At 43.9% G+C, this 17,179-nt stretch carries 14 protein-coding genes; 5 read left to right on the forward strand and 9 right to left on the reverse strand.

Features of this window, described 5'->3' with window-relative positions; all coding sequences use genetic code 11:
* Positions 1-18 precede the first annotated feature (18 nt).
* From M1L62_RS20730 to rsmH, 4 genes are all read right to left on the reverse strand, one after another.
* Positions 19-1,503, reverse strand: a complete 1,485-nt coding sequence (locus M1L62_RS20730) for a UDP-N-acetylmuramoyl-L-alanyl-D-glutamate--2,6-diaminopimelate ligase (protein ID WP_254561538.1) — start codon at positions 1,501-1,503, stop codon at positions 19-21.
* A gap of 8 nt (positions 1,504-1,511) precedes the next feature.
* On the reverse strand, positions 1,512-3,656 hold the full coding sequence (locus tag M1L62_RS20735; RefSeq protein WP_254561539.1) for a PASTA domain-containing penicillin-binding protein: 2,145 nt from the start codon (positions 3,654-3,656) through the stop codon (positions 1,512-1,514).
* A 35-nt stretch (positions 3,657-3,691) separates the two neighbouring features.
* A complete protein-coding gene (locus M1L62_RS20740) occupies positions 3,692-4,099 on the reverse strand; it encodes an FtsL-like putative cell division protein (protein ID WP_254561540.1) in 408 nt (135 codons plus the stop codon).
* Positions 4,100-4,525: 426 nt separating this feature from the next.
* Positions 4,526-5,446, reverse strand: a complete 921-nt coding sequence (gene rsmH, locus M1L62_RS20745; protein WP_254561541.1) for a 16S rRNA (cytosine(1402)-N(4))-methyltransferase RsmH — start codon at positions 5,444-5,446, stop codon at positions 4,526-4,528.
* A 140-nt stretch (positions 5,447-5,586) separates the two neighbouring features.
* Here rsmH and M1L62_RS20750 point away from each other — a divergent pair, with 140 nt between their 5' ends.
* From M1L62_RS20750 to M1L62_RS20760, 3 genes are all read left to right on the forward strand, one after another.
* Complete coding sequence (locus M1L62_RS20750; RefSeq protein ID WP_254561542.1) at positions 5,587-6,834, forward strand: peroxiredoxin family protein; 1,248 nt, start codon at positions 5,587-5,589, stop codon at positions 6,832-6,834.
* A 135-nt stretch (positions 6,835-6,969) separates the two neighbouring features.
* Positions 6,970-7,434: a MarR family winged helix-turn-helix transcriptional regulator gene (locus M1L62_RS20755; RefSeq protein WP_254561543.1), complete on the forward strand. Its 465-nt coding sequence runs from the start codon at positions 6,970-6,972 to the stop codon at positions 7,432-7,434.
* Positions 7,435-7,489: 55 nt separating this feature from the next.
* Positions 7,490-9,895, forward strand: coding sequence for a 3-hydroxyacyl-CoA dehydrogenase/enoyl-CoA hydratase family protein (locus M1L62_RS20760; protein ID WP_254561544.1), 2,406 nt, complete (start codon positions 7,490-7,492; stop codon positions 9,893-9,895).
* A 1-nt stretch (position 9,896) separates the two neighbouring features.
* Here the strand turns inward: M1L62_RS20760 and M1L62_RS20765 are convergent, their stop codons facing one another.
* Positions 9,897-10,577 carry a hypothetical protein gene (locus M1L62_RS20765; protein WP_254561545.1) on the reverse strand — a complete coding sequence of 227 codons (681 nt, stop codon included), beginning with the start codon at positions 10,575-10,577 and terminating at the stop codon, positions 9,897-9,899.
* A gap of 286 nt (positions 10,578-10,863) precedes the next feature.
* Here M1L62_RS20765 and M1L62_RS20770 point away from each other — a divergent pair, with 286 nt between their 5' ends.
* Positions 10,864-11,304, forward strand: a complete 441-nt coding sequence (locus M1L62_RS20770) for an RrF2 family transcriptional regulator (RefSeq protein WP_254561546.1) — start codon at positions 10,864-10,866, stop codon at positions 11,302-11,304.
* Here M1L62_RS20770 and M1L62_RS20775 read toward each other — a convergent pair.
* The 3 genes from M1L62_RS20775 to M1L62_RS20785 form a co-directional block, all read right to left on the reverse strand.
* Complete coding sequence (locus tag M1L62_RS20775) at positions 11,255-12,919, reverse strand: hypothetical protein (protein ID WP_254561547.1); 1,665 nt, start codon at positions 12,917-12,919, stop codon at positions 11,255-11,257. The genes M1L62_RS20770 and M1L62_RS20775 overlap by 50 nt on opposite strands.
* A 6-nt stretch (positions 12,920-12,925) precedes the next feature.
* Positions 12,926-13,873 (reverse strand): glycosyltransferase, encoded by a 948-nt coding sequence (locus tag M1L62_RS20780; protein ID WP_254561548.1) that lies wholly within the window; start codon positions 13,871-13,873, stop codon positions 12,926-12,928.
* 72 nt (positions 13,874-13,945) lie between these two features.
* Positions 13,946-15,019, reverse strand: coding sequence for an NAD-dependent epimerase/dehydratase family protein (locus M1L62_RS20785; RefSeq protein WP_254561549.1), 1,074 nt, complete (start codon positions 15,017-15,019; stop codon positions 13,946-13,948).
* 427 nt (positions 15,020-15,446) lie between these two features.
* Here M1L62_RS20785 and M1L62_RS20790 point away from each other — a divergent pair, with 427 nt between their 5' ends.
* Positions 15,447-16,790 carry a glycosyltransferase family 39 protein gene (locus M1L62_RS20790; protein ID WP_254561550.1) on the forward strand — a complete coding sequence of 448 codons (1,344 nt, stop codon included), beginning with the start codon at positions 15,447-15,449 and terminating at the stop codon, positions 16,788-16,790.
* A gap of 88 nt (positions 16,791-16,878) precedes the next feature.
* Here the strand turns inward: M1L62_RS20790 and M1L62_RS20795 are convergent, their stop codons facing one another.
* A complete protein-coding gene (locus tag M1L62_RS20795; RefSeq protein WP_254561551.1) occupies positions 16,879-17,178 on the reverse strand; it encodes a hypothetical protein in 300 nt (99 codons plus the stop codon).
* Position 17,179 lies beyond the last annotated feature (1 nt).

Consider the following 17,179-nt stretch of genomic DNA (forward strand, 5'->3'; position numbering starts at 1 on the left):
GCAACGTGTCCTGAATTTTTATTCTTTTTGGGAATGAAAACTAAAAAATGCCTCTCTCAACACCTGCCTGTCATCAAAGTCATGTTTTACGCCGCGGATCTCCTGATAAGTCTCATGGCCTTTACCGGCAATCAAAATAATATCTTCCGGATTGGCCTCGGCAACCGCCTTGAAAATGGCTTCATGACGGTCAGGAACTACGGTCGTGTTTTTATATTTTAAAGGCGGAACACCCTTAAGCATCTGATCCAGAATGTCCTGCGGCTCTTCATAACGCGGGTTGTCGGAAGTCAGAATAACGCGTGTACTTAAATTGCAGGCGATTTCAGCCATTTTAGGTCTTTTGGCAGCGTCGCGGTTTCCTCCGCATCCAACAATCGTAATCACCTGCTCATTGCCATGACGTAGATGTGCGATGGTCTGCAAAACATTTTCCAGGGCATCCGGCGTGTGTGCGTAGTCCACAATACCAACGATGTTATCAGCCGAATGAATTTGTTCAAACCGGCCGGGAGGGCTGTTCAGATTGGACAATGCCGTCAGAACTTCCTCCGGCGACTCTCCAAGTGCCACTGCGGCTCCGTATACAGAAAGCAGGTTATAACCGTTAAATCGCCCGATAACCCGGAACCAGACCTCCTGGTTATTGATTTCCATGTGCATTCCGGTCAGCGTATCCGAAAGGATTTTTCCGTTATAGGTCGCGAGCGTTTGCAGCGAATAGGTTTCTATCCGTGCTTTTGTATTCTGAACCATTACCGAACCACGGCGGTCGTCGATATTGACGAGTGCAAATGAGCCTTTCGGCAGCTGGTCGAAAAAGCCTTTCTTGGCGGCGATGTAATTATCAAAAGTTTTATGAAAATCGAGGTGATCATGGGTGATATTGGTGAAAATTCCTCCCGCAAAACGCAATCCAGTAATCCGGTGCTGTGCAACGGAATGAGAGCTTACCTCCATAAACACGTGTGAACAGCCTTTTTCATGCATCAACGCCAGGAGCTCATTCAATGCAACAGCATCCGGCGTGGTATGCGTGGAGGGGATCACGTCGTCTTCAATCTGGTTCTGTACCGTAGATAACAATCCGCAACGATAACCCAAAGCTCTGAAAAGTTGAAACAGGAATGTCGCGACCGAGGTTTTTCCATTGGTCCCCGTTACGCCTACCAGTGTAAGTTTTTTAGAGGGATGATCGTAAAACGAAGCAGCAATGAAACCCATTGCCAGCGCTGAATCCTGAACCTGAATATAGGTGATTCCCTCTCTTGGCTGAGCAGGGAGGTCTTCGCATAAGATAGCCGATGCTCCAAGATCAGATGCGGTTTCAATGAACTGATGTCCGTCAACCTGTGTCCCCCTTAATGCAACAAACAGACTTCCGGGCAAAACACGCCTGGAATCGATAATGATTTTATTAACAACAACATCTCCGGACCCGTGAACTGTTACGCCTGCGATTCCGGCTATTAAACTATGAATTGGTTTTTGAATGCTTTCCATTGATGGATTTACTGTAATGTTAACAGGATCGTTTTAAGTCCGCTTTTATTGGTACCTGGCGGGAGCGATTGTTCCACCACTTTACCCGAACCTTTGAATGTCACTTTGAAGCCCTTGTTTTCCAGAATGAACAACGCATCGCGCATGGCCATGCCCTGTAGGTCCGGCACATCCTTGGACTCAATGTTGCGCGGTTTCCAGTTGGTTTTGCCTTTTAGTAAAATAGAACCGGCTGCGTATTCATTTTCTTCCGTTACCGGTGTCAGTTTCAACTCGTCGCTGATAACTTTCAGATCGGAAGTTCTGCCTGCCCATTTTACAATTTTCTCGGCACCGCGGCTGGTATCTTTTAATGTTTTCTGAATGCTCTGGTCGTATGCGTAAATACGGTCGGCCACTTCCTTAAATACGGGTGCAGCGACACTACCGGCGTAAAGCTGATAGTTTTCTTTCGCTCCGCGCGGCGTGTCGATAATCACGATACAACTGTATTTGGGTCTGTTTGCCGGGAAATAACCTGCAAAGGAAGTGTAATACTTACCGGCGGTATGAATCCCGTTGATCAGCTTCTGGGCTGTTCCGGTTTTTCCGGCAATTTTGTAAAGATCAGTTTTGATATTTCTTGCCGAGCCATGCTCCACAACGCCTTCCAGCATGATTTTAATTTTACGCAGCGTTTCCGGCGAGCAGATCGGCTTTTCAGAAACATATGGCAATATCTTGTCTTCCAGTTTTTCAGCGCTGCGTACCTCCCTCACAACCATCGGCCGCACCCAGTATCCGTCATTGGCGACCGCATTGTACAAAGCGAGTGTTTGCAGCGGCGTCATGCGCATTTCGTAGCCGTAAGACATGAAAGTAAGGGAGTAGTTATTCCATTGCTTCGAGGACCGGTCTTTGATGTAAGGCGGGTTTTCACCTTTCATATGGATTCCGGTTGGTTCTGTCAGGTGAAATTGTTTAAGGTATTGAAGATATTTATCAGGTTTTGAGAAAAAATACCGCTGCATCAGCAAATGAACGCCAATATTCGATGATTTTTCAAATACCTGAGCGGCTGTCAGCACCCCATGTCCGCCTCTTTTTGAGTCGTTGATAGCAAGTCCGCGAAATCGAACCGAGCCTGTTCCGGTATTAACCGTCACCTGATTCGGGTTCATTTTTGTTTCTTCCAGCAAAGCCATCATCGTCGGCAACTTGAAGGTAGAGCCGGGATCCGTACTTCCGGCCAGTGCGTAATTGAAAACTTCTTCGTACTTATCGTCCGGACGTTTCGTAAGATTTGCCATCGCCCGAATTTCTCCCGTCGCGACTTCCATAACAATCACGCAGCCGAAATCTGCCTGGGCTTCGGTGAGTTTTCTTCTTAAAGCAATTTCGGCCATGTCCTGAAAGTTCATGTCCAGCGTCGTATAAATATCTTTTCCGGCCTCTGGTTGAATGTTCAGGGCGTCTCCCACCGGGATTTTTATACCGCCCTCCACCTGCTCCACCAGATTGACGCCTTCCTTGCCTTCCAGATCTTTGTCAAAACTTGCTTCGATACCAATATAACCACGTCCGCTTTTGGGATCCGTGCCACCGATTGTGCGGTCGGCCATTGGGCTAAAAGGTTTGTAACGTTTGTAGATCATTTCAAACTTTCCTCCCCCGCCCTTTTTTTCCTTGCTAAAAAATGGCCATTCTTTTACCTTCTCACGTTCCAGATAACCGATTTCCTTGCTTTTCAAACGCAGATATCGTTTGTTTTTGCTGACCCGATATCTGACAAGTTTGTTTCTGTAACCATCAAAAGTGTTTTCTCCGAAATTTTTTACAAGCAAACTGGCAAGCTGGTCTACATTGTTATAGAAGTAAGCCGAATCAGCAACTTTCGTGTCAAAACCTACATAGTAATAAGGTAATGAAGTAGCGAGCAGACTTCCGTCGCTTGAAAAAATGCTGCCGCGCATGGCCTGTATCGTATCGAGCTTCAGGTCATTTTTGACCGCATATTCCGACCAGGTTTTGCCCTTATGGGTCGCGTAGTATTGCACGTGGAGCAGTTTTCCAAAAACCATGACTGCAAACACGAAGAGTAACAGGGCAACCACACGTGCCCGGTATATCAGTGCTTTCTTATTATTTTGGCCGCTTTCTATGTCAGTCTTCATGCCCGGGTGATGTCAATAAATAGATATGAAGTGTTTTAATCCTTTTTGATGATAATCTTTTTTGTTGGATTGAGGTTTTCTTCCAATCCGTCGGGTTTCACCTTTTCAATGATCACAGACTGTTTGCCGCTTTTCATATATTCGGCCTGAATAGACGTGTATTCAGCCCGAAGGTCATCGACCTCTTTTTTTAGTTTGATGCTATTTCTGACATATTCTTCCGACTGAAATCCTATTCTCTCATAAATTACCAAAAGAAGGACAATCCAGCCGAAATAGTAAAAATATTTTACCGGAACCCTTTCTTCCTGTCCGGGAACATTATCGCCAAAGATCGTGTCCAACGGCAGAAAACGGTTCAGCCAGTTGAAAAGGTTATATTCCCGTTTCGGTTTAGGTGCCTTTTCCGATGCGGGTTTTGGTCTTCTTCTATTTTCAGCCATGTTTTTTATAACAGTTAAATGTCATTAAAAATCATTGATTATTGCGTCAGTTTTACCAAAATTCAATTGTTCAAATAGAGGTAAAATTTTTGTTTTTAAAGGTTGAAATACATCAAATTGTAAAATGTGACACGCCTACGGGGTTCAAATTGCTTCTTCGTCAACCGATGCTACAATATCGTTCATCCCTTCGGGATTATTGAGCCCCGGCGTCATTCTGGCTTTTTGATATTGAAATAATTGCATGATGGGTTTTCTATAAAAATCCTTTCCTAGATTCTAACCAATCGCAATCCCGAAGGGATGAAAGTATTGTAGAAAATTTATCCTGGTTTATCCCCCTGTAAAACCCGGAACGGGTGACAGAACATAGGCCACAATCCCTTTTCAAGCCAACACTTTTAATCTACATTACAAAAACCGAGCCTATTCCGGCTTCTCGGCAATCCGCAATTTGGCGCTTCTCGCGCGTGGGTTGCGTTTTACTTCTTCTTCCGTCGCTTCGACCGGTTTTCGGGTAATGCTTTTCAACGGCTTGATTTCATTGCCATAAAAATCCTTTTCAACCTCCCCGTCGAATTTCCCCTTCTGGATAAAGTTTTTTACCGGTCTGTCTTCCAGCGAGTGATACGACATCACCACCAGCCTTCCTCCGGGATTCAGAACCTCCGGTACCTGCATCAAAAACTCTTCCAGCACCTTCATTTCGTCGTTGACCTCAATGCGTAAAGCCTGAAAAACCTGTGCGAAATATTTGTTTTCACGGTGTTTCGGGGCGTAACGCATCAAAATCCCTTTCAGGTCATTAACCGTTTCGATAGGCGCATTATGTCTCGCCGAAAATATTGCTTCCGCCGCCGTACGGGCGTTGGTCACTTCACCATATCTTCCCAGAATTGATTGCAATTCTGAGGCCGAGCGCACATTTAAAACTTCGCGCGCCGTTTTTTCATTGTTCGGGTTCATCCGCATATCCAGATCTGCCTCAAAACGGGTTGAAAAACCACGCTCCGGTGTGTTGATCTGATGCGATGAAACACCAAGGTCCGCCAGGATGCCATCTACTTTTTCCGCTTTATGCAGTTTAAGATACCGCTTGATATGGCGGAAATTAGCTGCAATGAACGTAAATCTCGGATCATCCTTCCATTGTTCTGCGTTCGCTATTGCATCCGGGTCCTGGTCAAAAACCAAAAGACGACCGGTTGTTAATTTTTCTAAAATCGCCCGCGAATGTCCTCCTCCGCCAAACGTAACATCCACATAGATGCCGTCAGGACGGATATTCAGGCCGTCCAGACATTCGGACAGCATTACAGGTTCATGATATGTACTAGGAAGATCCATTTATTAAAAGCAACGTAGATAGGAACTAATTCTTGCCGTCAGGCCGTTACAAACTTAGCAATTTTCAATGGTACGAATTGCGCCTGGGCAGGGATTTAATTTTTTTGCGATACCTGTAATTCTATATCAATAAATTGAATATGAGAGCAATAAAATTAATATTTGGATTATTTGCCACTGTAAGTATCTGGGGATGTCACTCATCTGCCGATACGGTTGTGAAACCGGGAACCTGGCGGGCGACTTTGACACGTGACGGGCAATTGCTTCCGGTTATTCTTGACCTTTCTAAAAATCCTGATGGTAAGACATATACCGTCTATTCTGTCAATGGCGGTGAGCGTTTGAAAATGGATACGGCCTATTTTGACAAGGATTCGCTTCATATCCCGATGCAGCTTTTTGACTCTGAGATCACGGCTTCGGTGCATGGTGATAAAATGACGGGTGTTTATAAAAGACTGGATGGGAAAAAGGTGCTGGGCTCCTTACCTTTTCAGGCGGCTTTTGGCGATTCGTATCGCTTTTTTAAAGAAAATGCTGAGGAAGATGTAAAAAATGTCACGGGTAAATACGCCACCGTTTTCAAGAACGAAGTGACCAAAGATTCGAGTGTTGCGGTGGGCAGTTTTACGCAGAAAGGGAATATTGTGGAAGGCTCCTTCCTGACACCGACGAGCGATTATCGTTTTCTTTCGGGCAATGTGAAGGGCGATAGTGTATACCTGTCCACTTTTGACGGCTCGAATGCTTATCTGATCAAAGCGGTTATCCTGAAAAACGGTACCCTGAAAGGGGCGTTTTGGTCGGGTATTAAGGGCTATAAAACTTTCACAGCCGTGTTGGATGAGAACGCCAAATTACCGGATGCAACGAAACTTACCTATCTGAAACCGGGTTTTGAAACCGTTGATTTTACTTTTCCCGATGCCAACGGGAAACCACTTTCGTTCAAGGATCCACGGTTTAAAGATAAAGCGGTGATCATCCAGATTATGGGTTCATGGTGTCCGAACTGTATGGACGAAACCAATTATCTGGTACCCTGGTACAAAAAGAATAAGTCGAGAGGTGTTGAAATTGTCGGTCTGGCATTTGAGCATTCGAATGATCTCGCGGTTTCTGCGCCAAAGCTGAAAAGAATGGCGGACCGCCTGGGTATTGAATATCCGGTTTTGCTTGCCGGGACAAACACAAACGAAGCGACGGGTAAAGCATTGCCGATGTTAAATAAGGTGATGTCGTATCCGACGACCATTTTTATTGATAAAAAAGGTAAGGTGCGGGAGATACACACGGGTTTTTCCGGCCCCGGAACCGGGAAATATTATGATGAATTTGTTGCTGATTTCAATCAGCTGATGGATAAACTGATCAGCGAGAAGTAAATAAAACTGGCGCGCCGGAGCTGAAAAAATTCCGGCGCGTTTTTTTATAGAACTAAATTAGTATGCTTGCATAATATTAATTTGATTTCTTACATTTGTGAACAGTACTTTACTGACACCGTACCAAATTCAAAGATGCGCAAGGAAAAGACAATTGACTTCCAGATTAAGTGGGCGTGGCATTCTATTTCGAGGATGTACAATGCTTATGCGGCTCGCTTTGATACCACCATGGCGGTTGGTTATGTGTTGTTAAATATTGATATAGAGCACGGTACGCCGGCAACCAAGATTGCTCCGCTGTTAGGTATGGAGCCGAGAAGTTTGGTGCGTATGCTTAAAAATCTTGAAGAAAAAGGATTGATCCGTCGTGAGGTGGACGAAAGCGACAAGCGTTTTGTGCGAATTGTGCTGACGGATCTGGGCAAGGAAAAACGGGAGTTATCGCGTGAAGGGGTCTTATCTTTCAATACGATGATCCGAGATAAAATTCCTCTGGACAAGCTTGTCGTGTTTTTCGACGTGATTAAGGATATTAACCGGTTGGTAGAAGAAGAAAATCAGAAATTGAAGGCCGGGGAAATCGAAGACGAATTTTGATAAACAGTGCCTGCTAAGGGCTCCAATAAGTACAACAAACCAAAACCTTTAAATAATGAATCGTTCTATTCGTAAAGTAGCCGTTCTGGGCTCGGGTATTATGGGGTCACGGATTGCGTGCCATTTTGCCAATATTGGTGTAGAGGTGTTGCTTCTGGACATTGTTCCAAAAGAAACCAGCGATGCGGAGAAAGCAAAAGGACTTAATACGGATCATCCTGCTGTCCGGAACCGGATCGTAAATGATTCATTTCAGCAAACTTTAAAGGCAACACCGGCGGCACTTTACAGCCCGGCTTTTGCATCGAGGATCAAACTCGGCAACTTTGACGATAACCTGAAAGATATCAAAGACTACGATTGGGTGATTGAGGTTGTTGTGGAGCGTCTTGACATCAAGAAAAGTTTATATGAAAAGGTAGATGCGCTTCGTAAACCGGGAACGCTGATTACCTCCAATACTTCCGGAATTCCGATTCATTTGATGGCAGAAGGCCGCAGTGAAGATTTCAGGAAGAATTTCTGTGGAACGCACTTTTTTAATCCGCCGCGTTACCTGCGTTTGTTGGAAATTATTCCGACAACTGATACAGACAAGTCCGTTGTTGATTTCCTCATGCATTATGGCGACTTGTTTTTGGGTAAAACGACGGTACTTTGTAAGGATACACCTGGTTTTATTGCCAACCGTCTCGGTATTTTCGCCCTGATCCAGACCATTCGTGTGGCTGAGGAAATGAATTTATCGGTTGATGAAGTGGATAAGCTTACCGGTCCTGTGGTGGGCAGGCCGAAATCTGGTACCTATCGCCTCTCGGATGTGGTTGGGCTGGATACCACGGTTCATGTGGCGAATAATTTGTATGCCTCGGGCGAGGGAACGGACGAATCCCGCGACGCTTTCAAGCTGCCTGTCATCATGCAGAAACTGTACGATAACAAGTGGCTGGGCGACAAAACGGGGCAAGGTTTTTATAAAAAAATAAAGGACGAAAAGGGCAAGTCGGTGATTCTGGCACTTGATTTTCAGACTTTGGAATATAAACCTTCTGAAAAAGTAAAATTTGCGACGCTGGAAGGAACCAAGGCGATTGGTGATGTGGCCAAGCGTTTCAGTGTGCTTTTGGCTGGAAAAGATAAGGCTGGCGAGTTTTACAGAAGAACTTTTTCAGATTGTTTTAAATATGCCACTTTCCGAATTCCGGAAATTTCTGACGAGATATTCCGTATTGACCAGGCCATTTGTGCCGGTTTTGGGTGGCAACTGGGTTTGTTTGAAACCTGGGATGCTGTGGGCGTAAAAGCAATGCTCGCCATCATGGAAGAGCTGAATGCCAAACCTGCGGCCTGGGTTTATGAAATGCTGGGAGCCGGCCATGAGTCTTTCTATAAGGTTGAGAACGGCAAAAAACTGTATTATGATATCGCATCAAAAAGTTATAAAGTAATTCCGGGACAGGATAGCTTTATCATTTTGAGCAACCTGACGAACAACATTGTCTGGAAAAATGCAGGTGCAAATGTGTACGACATCGGGGACGGAATTCTGAATCTTGAATTCAAATCCAAGATGAACACAATGGGTTCTGAGGTAATTGAAGGCATTCAGAAAGGGATAAGTCTGGCTGAAAAGGATTATCGCGCACTGGTTATCGGCAATGAATCCAGCGAGGCATTTTCCGCCGGTGCCAATCTGGCCATGCTGTTTATGTTTGCCATTGAGCAGGAATTTGACGAGATCAATATGGTTATCGCACAATTCCAGCAGACGATGATGCGGGCCCGTTATTCTTCGATTCCGGTGGTTACCGCACCGCATACGCTGGCATTGGGTGGAGGTTGCGAGCTTAACCTTCATGCCGATAAAGTGGTAGCGCATGCGGAAACCTATATTGGTCTGGTGGAATTTGGCGTAGGGATTATTCCTGCGGGCGGTGGCACCAAAGAAATGGCGCTGAGGTGCTCCGATATGTACCAGGCCGGAGACACGGAATTAAATATTCTTCAGACTGCTTTCATGAATATTGCGCAGGCAAAAGTTTCTACTTCTGCACATGATGCGCGTGCAATGAATTATTTACAGGAAAAAGATCAGATTGTGCTGAACCGCAGCCGCCTGATCGCGGAAGCGAAGCAGGCAGCAATCGACCTTGCAGACAACGGTTATACGCAGCCAAAACAGAGAAATGATATCAAAGTTCAGGGAAAGGCTGGTATGGCTTTGTTTATGACGGGTATTGCGCAAATGAAACTCGCTAATTTTATCAGCGAGCATGATGCCAAAATTGCCAACAAACTTGCCTATGTTATCAACGGCGGGGATTTGAGTTATCCACAAAACGTCACAGAACAATACCTGCTTGACCTGGAACGAGAGGCGTTCTTATCACTTTGCGGCGAAAAGAAAACCCTCGAAAGAATGCAGGGGTTACTGAACGGAGGAAAACCACCCAGAAACTAGGTCAGGATAACCAGTGTGTCGGACTGCCGGTTTTGTCGAAAAGCGTGTTTGATATCTGGCCGAGATATAAATTTTTATCGTTTTCAAAAGAGAGGTCCTGCAAAATCAGCCGGACCTCTTCTGCTGTTACTTTACGATATTTGGGGTTCATGGTGCCGCCGAATTCACCAGCTACGGCTTGTGGGTTCCATTGATATTGGGGATCAACAAGGCTGCCTCTTGGTGCCATAATAGGCGGAGGTGTATTACTGCCCCGAAAGTCGACCTGAGCAGGGTGATCGAGACCGAGGCTATGCCCGAATTCATGCGCAGCCGTGGTCGAAACACCAAGATTGTCCGTTGTCAGCCAATGCCCGACGTTATCGCCCAAACCAAAACCCATGAAAGACCGGGTAATGTGGTTTTCGTTTTCAATACGGATGTAGTTGTTCCGGAAATTCTGGTTGACTGACGCTCTAAGCATGGCTTCGGCAGTTGAAATAAGTTTGTAACTGATGTTGAACACAACTTTCATTGGTTTTCCTTCGACATCAATCGTTGCCTGAGGCTCGTTGTACATCCGGTTTATTTCCTCAATGACCCGGTTTCCGATTTCATCAGTAGCCTCCGAGCCGTACAGGTATAGTTTGGATACAATTTCGATCTGATTTTTGTCCGGTTGTAGACTTGCAATAGCTGCCATCTGGTGTGTGTATTTTTTGTTGTAAAGAATTTAATATTTGTATTTATTACAAATTAGTTTTAAAAGTCTATAAATTAGTAGAGTAAGTAGAATATTTTATAAAATTGTACTTTATTAACCAAACGATTGTTTTCAGACATTCTGATATACAGCCGGATAATGAATAAAAAACCAATATTAATTGTTACAACACTAAGCCACTCAGATTAGTACAGAGATCAGATGGAAGTTATCGTGTAAAGAATGCTGTAAGTTTTAAAGGCGAAATTTAGTATACTTATCAACAATGATATCAAAAAAAGCAAAGTACGCTCTAAAAGCGCTTAAGGTATTGGCGGAACAGTTCGGGAAAGGCCCCGTGCTGATTTCGTACATCGCGGAGAAAGAAAGAATTCCCAAGAAATTTCTTGAAGCAATTTTGCTTGATTTGAGAAATAACGGCGTTTTACAGAGCCAAAAGGGAAAAGGAGGAGGTTATTTATTAAGAATTCCGCCGGGAGAAGTAAGTTTTTCGAAAGTGCTTCGGATTATTGATGGCCCTATCGCGCCGGCGCTTTGCGTGTCCATGTTTTTCTACGGAAAATGTGATGACTGCAAAGATGAGGAAACATGCAGCCTGCGTACGGTTTTGGAAAAATGGAGAGATGCCAACCTTGCCGTGTTAGATCAGACCACACTTAGTGATTTGTTGCAGCAAGGCGCGGCTGAACAGCTGATTGCAGACTAGTCAGCTTATCTTTTCGTACGTATAAGGTCACATCGTCTATCGTGGAAACCAGCGTGTAGTGCTGGTGAACATACTGAGCCACCGCAGGGAAACTATCAATTCCCTGCGTTGCCTTATCCTGCACCCACAAACTGTACTTTCCGACAGCGTCAAGAATTACGGCAGGTTTCGTTCTTTGCAGGTCACTCACGTATCGGCTCAGGTATTTATCCTGCATCGCATGTTTGAAAATGGAACGCTCCGAGTGGTTTTCAGCTGTTCCCTGAGCCAGTTGCGCCTCCACATAATACTTGCATTGCCAACCCCACACCACCATGTAATCTCCTGGTTTGGTAAATTTCTCCAAAGCTTTTACAACCGCACTTTTATCCAGTTTATTGGCCCCTCCCACAGATTCAAAGGCATTCAGGCGGTGTTCTCTTTTATAGGATATGGCATCATTTCCGGCAAACCATAAAAGAAGTGCGACCGGAGCGGCGATAAACAAGGTGTTTCGTTTTGATATACCGTAAGCGGCGAGTAAGATCCAGGGATAGATGCAAAAATTGAGATAATGTATAAAGCTGTTTCCTGATTTTGTGGAGGAATAAATACCAGCCAGGATCAGCAGAATGGCCGTCGAAGGGATCAGGAAGTCGTTGATCTTTTTACTGCCGGCAGAAGGACGTAAGGCATAAAATACACCCAGAATCATCGGAATGATCAGAGTCAGCGAATAAACGGTAAAATCCCCGCTATTGGAGACCAGACTGACAAACTGCGAGGGGATCGAAAAGAAATTGTTTTCTCCAGCGTAAATGGCGTTGCCAAAAATGTAGAAGTCAAGGAAATCCTGGAAAACACCGTTGGTAAAAATCCATACAAAAGCCAGAACCGGGAAAGTTATTCCGCCTAAAAGCAAAGTCAAAAGTGGTTTGAGCTGCCGCGTACGGCCATAATATTGGTAACACAACCATAAAGCAGCGATAACTACGACCATCGCCTGAGGAACAGACTGCAATTTGGCGAATGGCATCATACCGGCAAAAAAGCCGAGAAAGAAGGTTGTGGCTGAGGATAATAGCCTGCTTTCAGTAAGTTTTGACAGCAACCATATCGTTAGGGCCAGGAGGAATACGGGCATCTGTTCACTGGAATAATGAACGAAATCGGTCTCCTGTGTGAATGATAGAAAAATAACCGGCGCTGTAAATGCAACCCGCGCAGTTGACTCGCCAAACCATCTTTTCATTGCTGAGAAAATAAACAGCAAAGCTCCGATGCAACACAGCAAGCCCATCATCCGGCCAGAAGTGTAGTTGATTTGAAATCCGAATATTTTAGGAATGACAAGCAGATAATTGTCAAGGGGCCCGATGGTGGTACCATCGACAGATCGCCAATAAACAGGATCCTGGTGAAGTGTAATCGCATGGCTGAGCATTTGGCTTTCATCGGCGTTCAGCTCTCTGTTAAGTACAATCGCAGGCATACGCATGAAGGCGAGCAGGGCAATAGAAAGTATTACAAATGCCTTCACAGGCACTTTTTTGTAAATACTCGCTAAAATGACCAGTCCGGCCAGCGAATATCCAAGAAACCAGTAAACTGTCGGAGAATTGTCGAAAGTCAGCATACGATCCTAGTTGATTGTATCTACCTTGTCTACAAAATCACGGTAATGAATGGCTGGAATAAAGTGTTGCTGTGAGCGATATTGCAGAACCATAAACACCAGAAAAAGAGAAATCAGAAACGATTGGAGCATCAGGATAATCAGGGTGCTGCCTAGCGTAGAGGCCCATCCCGGTGTAGCATTTCCAATCAGTTTGAGGAACAAAATTATGCAGATGAAGGCCACGGCCAAACCGGACATGAACATGGAAAAAATCAGGATCCTTACTGCAGTCGTGTCAACGAGTACCGATATCGCGCTTAATCCGTGTAGAACCAGCGAAACGAAATTCATTTTGCTCTCCCCCGCCAGACGGGTCGCCCGGTCTGTCGGCATGGAATCGTAAGGAATACGAGATTTGATAATGCCACCCGGATAATTGTTCCAGATTTCGGAAACGCGTACCAGATTCTGAAGCCTGTTTTTAGGCACCAGACTGAAATTACCAAAGGTGATTACTTTACCCGTGAGCAGTTTAAAAACGTACTTGTAAATCACGTAAAAGAACCTAAAGACGAAGTTTTCGGTACGTTTGTTTCGCTGTGCGAAAATGATTTTTCCAGGAACTTCAACTGATTTTGCAACCAGTTTATTGATATCAGACGGAGCATCTTCCCCATCGGCATCCATCACAATCACTTTATCGCAATCAATATTATCGGCTACGTAGGACAAACCGATGGCAATAGCCTTTTGGTGTCCAAGGTTGCGATAGAGGCGTAAAACCTGAATGGCTTTTCCGCCGAAAGGAACAAAAGGGTTGGTCCGGTCTATCGATGAACAATCATCTACCACGAGTATGGATGCATTTTTCAGCACGGCAGGATCCAGATCTGTGTTTATTTTCGTGATCAGCAGATTTAGAGCCTCCCAGTCGTTGTACTGAGGTATAATAATTACAAAGTTTTCCGGCATAGTGGAGATTAAAAATAACCTCCGGACAAGTTAACAGATCTAACTCGTTCGGAGGTTACGAAAATTAACATATTATTTTACACTTCCCAAACGAGAAGAAATGCCGTCGTGAATTTGTGTTAATGTTTCAACAAGGCCATATTCCCAATTCCATCCCGGATAGTGCGCTTTGAATTTCGAAAGATCACTTACATACCAGATATGGTCACCGATACGGTTGGTTTCAGAGTATGAGTAAGAAAGTTTGTTACCCGTGATTTTTTCGCACAAAGTAATGGCTTCCAACATTGAGCAGTTTGCAAAACGGCCACCACCAGCGTTGTAAACTTCGCCCGGACGTGGGTTTTGGTAAAAATGCCAGAACATGTTTACAAGGTCATGGCTATGGATATTGTCACGAACCTGCTTGCCTTTGTATCCGAAAATCGTGTAGTGATTCCCCGTGATCGCACATTTCATCAGGTAAGCAAGGAATCCGTGCAGCTGAGCACCTGAGTGGTTAGGGCCTGTAAGGCATCCTCCACGGAAAACAGCTGTTTTCATACCGAAATAACGGCCGTATTCCTGCACCATGATATCAGCAGCTACTTTCGAAGCACCAAAGATGGAGTGTTTCGTATGGTCGATGCTGTGTTGTTCGTCAATTCCGTTTTTGAAGTATGCATGATTTTCATCGATTTCCCAACGTGTTTCCAGCTCAACAAGAGGCAGATAGTTAGGATTATCTCCGTAAACTTTGTTGGTAGATGTGAAAATAAACACAGCTTCAGGCGTGTGAAGACGGGTCATTTCAAGCATATTCAATGTTCCAACTGCATTTACACCGAAGTCTGTGAAAGGCTCACGGGCAGCCCAGTCGTGGCTTGGCTGTGCAGCAGCATGGATAATCAGTTTAATGTCTGTTCCGTATTCTTTAAAAATCGGTTCAAGTTGGCTAACTTCCCGAATATCTGCTGAATAGTGCTTGTAGTTAGCATAAGCGGATTCAATACGGCTCTTGTTCCATGCAGTATTTCCATCTGCTCCGAAGAAATATTCACGCAAATTATTGTCAACACCAATGATCAGGTCAAACTTATCGGCTAAAAACGCAACGGACTCACTTCCTATCAATCCGGCTGAACCGGTAACCAATGCTATATTCATATTAAGTATTAAATACGGTTTTTAAATGTGGTATTAAAATAATACTATATTTTCGATGTGTATATTAAGGATGTAAAGTAAATTAAAAACGAACAATTATCCCAACCGCTTGCTCAAGTGGTACGAAAATTAACTTTCATTTTTTATTAGAAATGATTCAACGGCGACGATTATGTTAGATTTTCAGCCGTTTACAAAATAATTGATCTATTTCGGAAAAAAATTTCTATTCTCGTTCGCACTTCTATAATTTTACAGAAAATTACCTCTCCTTATTTGAAAGTCTTAATTTTCTACAATATTGTTGAAAAGAATTAAGGCGCCTCATTGATATTTTATAACGGACTTAAGGCTCGTTGTGGTGTAAAAAATATGCATTACATGATCCTTCCTGCCTTTGCGGGTATTATCCTTGTGCTCTAAACATATGTTTAAACAATTGACTGCCATTTTGGGAAGAGATAACTTATTGGGTTATCTGTTGCTGGCTGGTATTGTGCTCCGCGTTTTTTTGTATTTCACATTACCCGGCTTTGGTGTCGATGCACATGGCGAAGTAATTAATTTCATTGTTGAAAAAGGCAGGTTGCCATTGACCCGTGAAGTATTCTGTGCGATGCACCCGCCGCTTTATTATCTTTTGGCATTACCGTTTTTCTATTTTGACAATGTGCACAGCCAAAAGATAACGCAGATATTTTCACTTTTGCTGGCTTGCGGAAACCTGTACCTTCTCTATCTTTTGTGTAAGAAGCTGCTGCCCAATATTCTTGCAAGGAATATATCTTTTCTGCTGGCGGTATCGCTGCATTCGTTTGTTACCTTTTCACTTTATGTCTCCAATGATACCCTGGCGTATTTTTTAGGAACCTGCATCTTTTATGCACTTCACCGCTATATAGGGAAACCGGATCTGAAAAATGAAGTCATTCTTGCTGCGCTGCTGGGTCTTGGTTTGTTAACAAAAGGTACATTTCTGGCTTTTGGGCCGGTGTTGGGGCTGGTTGTGATATTGTCGCTGTGGAAAAAGGAGGTACCTGTCAAAAACATTTTGGGAAGACTCGTGCTTTTTGGCTTTGTCACCTTTTTGCTCGGTTCATATAAATATCTGGAAAACTATTACGCCGAGCACCGGTTTATTGCCCATAATATTGATTTCTTTTACTACATGCCGGCGAATACCTTTATCGGCATCAAAAGCATTCTGTATTTCAACTTAAAACAGCTGGTCAAATACCCTACATTTTTTCAGGGCGATCCAATACTCGAACATGTTTACCCGATCATATTTTATGCCACTTTCTGGTACAAATTCTGTGAGCCGTTAAACGGGTTTGAACTTGGTTCCAGAACCTCTTTCAAATACATTGGGAGCGTGATCTACATCGTTGGACTTATTCCCTCCGTACTTATTTTGCTGGGTGCGTTCCTGAAATCGGTGTCAGTATTTAAATTTATTGGTAAGCTGAAATCAGCGGAAAAGGCATCTTTTGAGAAAGGACTTGAAGAAGCTGCCTGGTTAGGTATCTTAGTTTTAAGTATTTTGCTCGTCATTATTGCGGGCGTTAAGTACAATGTCTGGGTTTGTTTTCAGTCCCGTTTATTTCTTCAGGCCTTCTTCCCGATTGTCTGGATTTTGTATGCAGGATTAAATTTTATTCGCGAAAAGTCGCCGCTCGCATTTAACCTCAGCATTTTATCCATGCTTTCGATCTCAGTTTTATACTTCGTTTATTATTTGACGGAAGGTATTCACATCCTTTCGCTATAATATTTACCAGAAATTCGGGCATAAAAAAAGATATCCTCAATTTTTGAGGATATCCTGTTTTATGATATTAACCTGCTAAGAGACCGTGTTATTGTTTCACAACTGCACTACCTGCACCGTCATACAACTTAGCACGGATTGCGTTGACACGTGGCTCAAGCTCAGGATTTGCTTCGTATTTATTAGCCATTTGACGTGGCAAAGAATCAGGGCTTACTCCGTAAACATACTGATTGTCTGCATTTGGGTCTTTTTGCTCTTTGTGGTTATATTTTTGATAATCACAAGAAGATAACAATGCGATACATGCCACAAAGGCGGCTATTTTACTAAATTTCATCTCTCTGCTGTTCATAGTAATACGCACAAAAATAACCGCCTTTTCCATA

Source organism: Dyadobacter diqingensis (genome assembly GCF_024220585.1).
Classification (GTDB): domain Bacteria; phylum Bacteroidota; class Bacteroidia; order Cytophagales; family Spirosomataceae; genus Dyadobacter; species Dyadobacter diqingensis.

Bases quoted from the DNA above. Each gene is read 5' to 3' on its own strand.
- M1L62_RS20775 (WP_254561547.1), bottom strand. From the start codon at position 12,919: ATGCTGACTTTCGACAATTCTCCGACAGTTTACTGGTTTCTTGGATAT.
- rsmH (WP_254561541.1), bottom strand. From the start codon at position 5,446: ATGGATCTTCCTAGTACATATCATGAACCTGTAATGCTGTCCGAATGT.
- M1L62_RS20770 (WP_254561546.1), top strand. From the start codon at position 10,864: ATGATATCAAAAAAAGCAAAGTACGCTCTAAAAGCGCTTAAGGTATTG.
- M1L62_RS20760 (WP_254561544.1), top strand. From the start codon at position 7,490: ATGAATCGTTCTATTCGTAAAGTAGCCGTTCTGGGCTCGGGTATTATG.
- M1L62_RS20730 (WP_254561538.1), bottom strand. From the start codon at position 1,503: ATGGAAAGCATTCAAAAACCAATTCATAGTTTAATAGCCGGAATCGCA.
- M1L62_RS20755 (WP_254561543.1), top strand. From the start codon at position 6,970: ATGCGCAAGGAAAAGACAATTGACTTCCAGATTAAGTGGGCGTGGCAT.
- M1L62_RS20785 (WP_254561549.1), bottom strand. From the start codon at position 15,019: ATGAATATAGCATTGGTTACCGGTTCAGCCGGATTGATAGGAAGTGAG.
- M1L62_RS20765 (WP_254561545.1), bottom strand. From the start codon at position 10,577: ATGGCAGCTATTGCAAGTCTACAACCGGACAAAAATCAGATCGAAATT.
- M1L62_RS20790 (WP_254561550.1), top strand. From the start codon at position 15,447: ATGTTTAAACAATTGACTGCCATTTTGGGAAGAGATAACTTATTGGGT.
- M1L62_RS20740 (WP_254561540.1), bottom strand. From the start codon at position 4,099: ATGGCTGAAAATAGAAGAAGACCAAAACCCGCATCGGAAAAGGCACCT.
- M1L62_RS20780 (WP_254561548.1), bottom strand. From the start codon at position 13,873: ATGCCGGAAAACTTTGTAATTATTATACCTCAGTACAACGACTGGGAG.
- M1L62_RS20795 (WP_254561551.1), bottom strand. From the start codon at position 17,178: ATGGAAAAGGCGGTTATTTTTGTGCGTATTACTATGAACAGCAGAGAG.
- M1L62_RS20750 (WP_254561542.1), top strand. From the start codon at position 5,587: ATGAGAGCAATAAAATTAATATTTGGATTATTTGCCACTGTAAGTATC.
- M1L62_RS20735 (WP_254561539.1), bottom strand. From the start codon at position 3,656: ATGAAGACTGACATAGAAAGCGGCCAAAATAATAAGAAAGCACTGATA.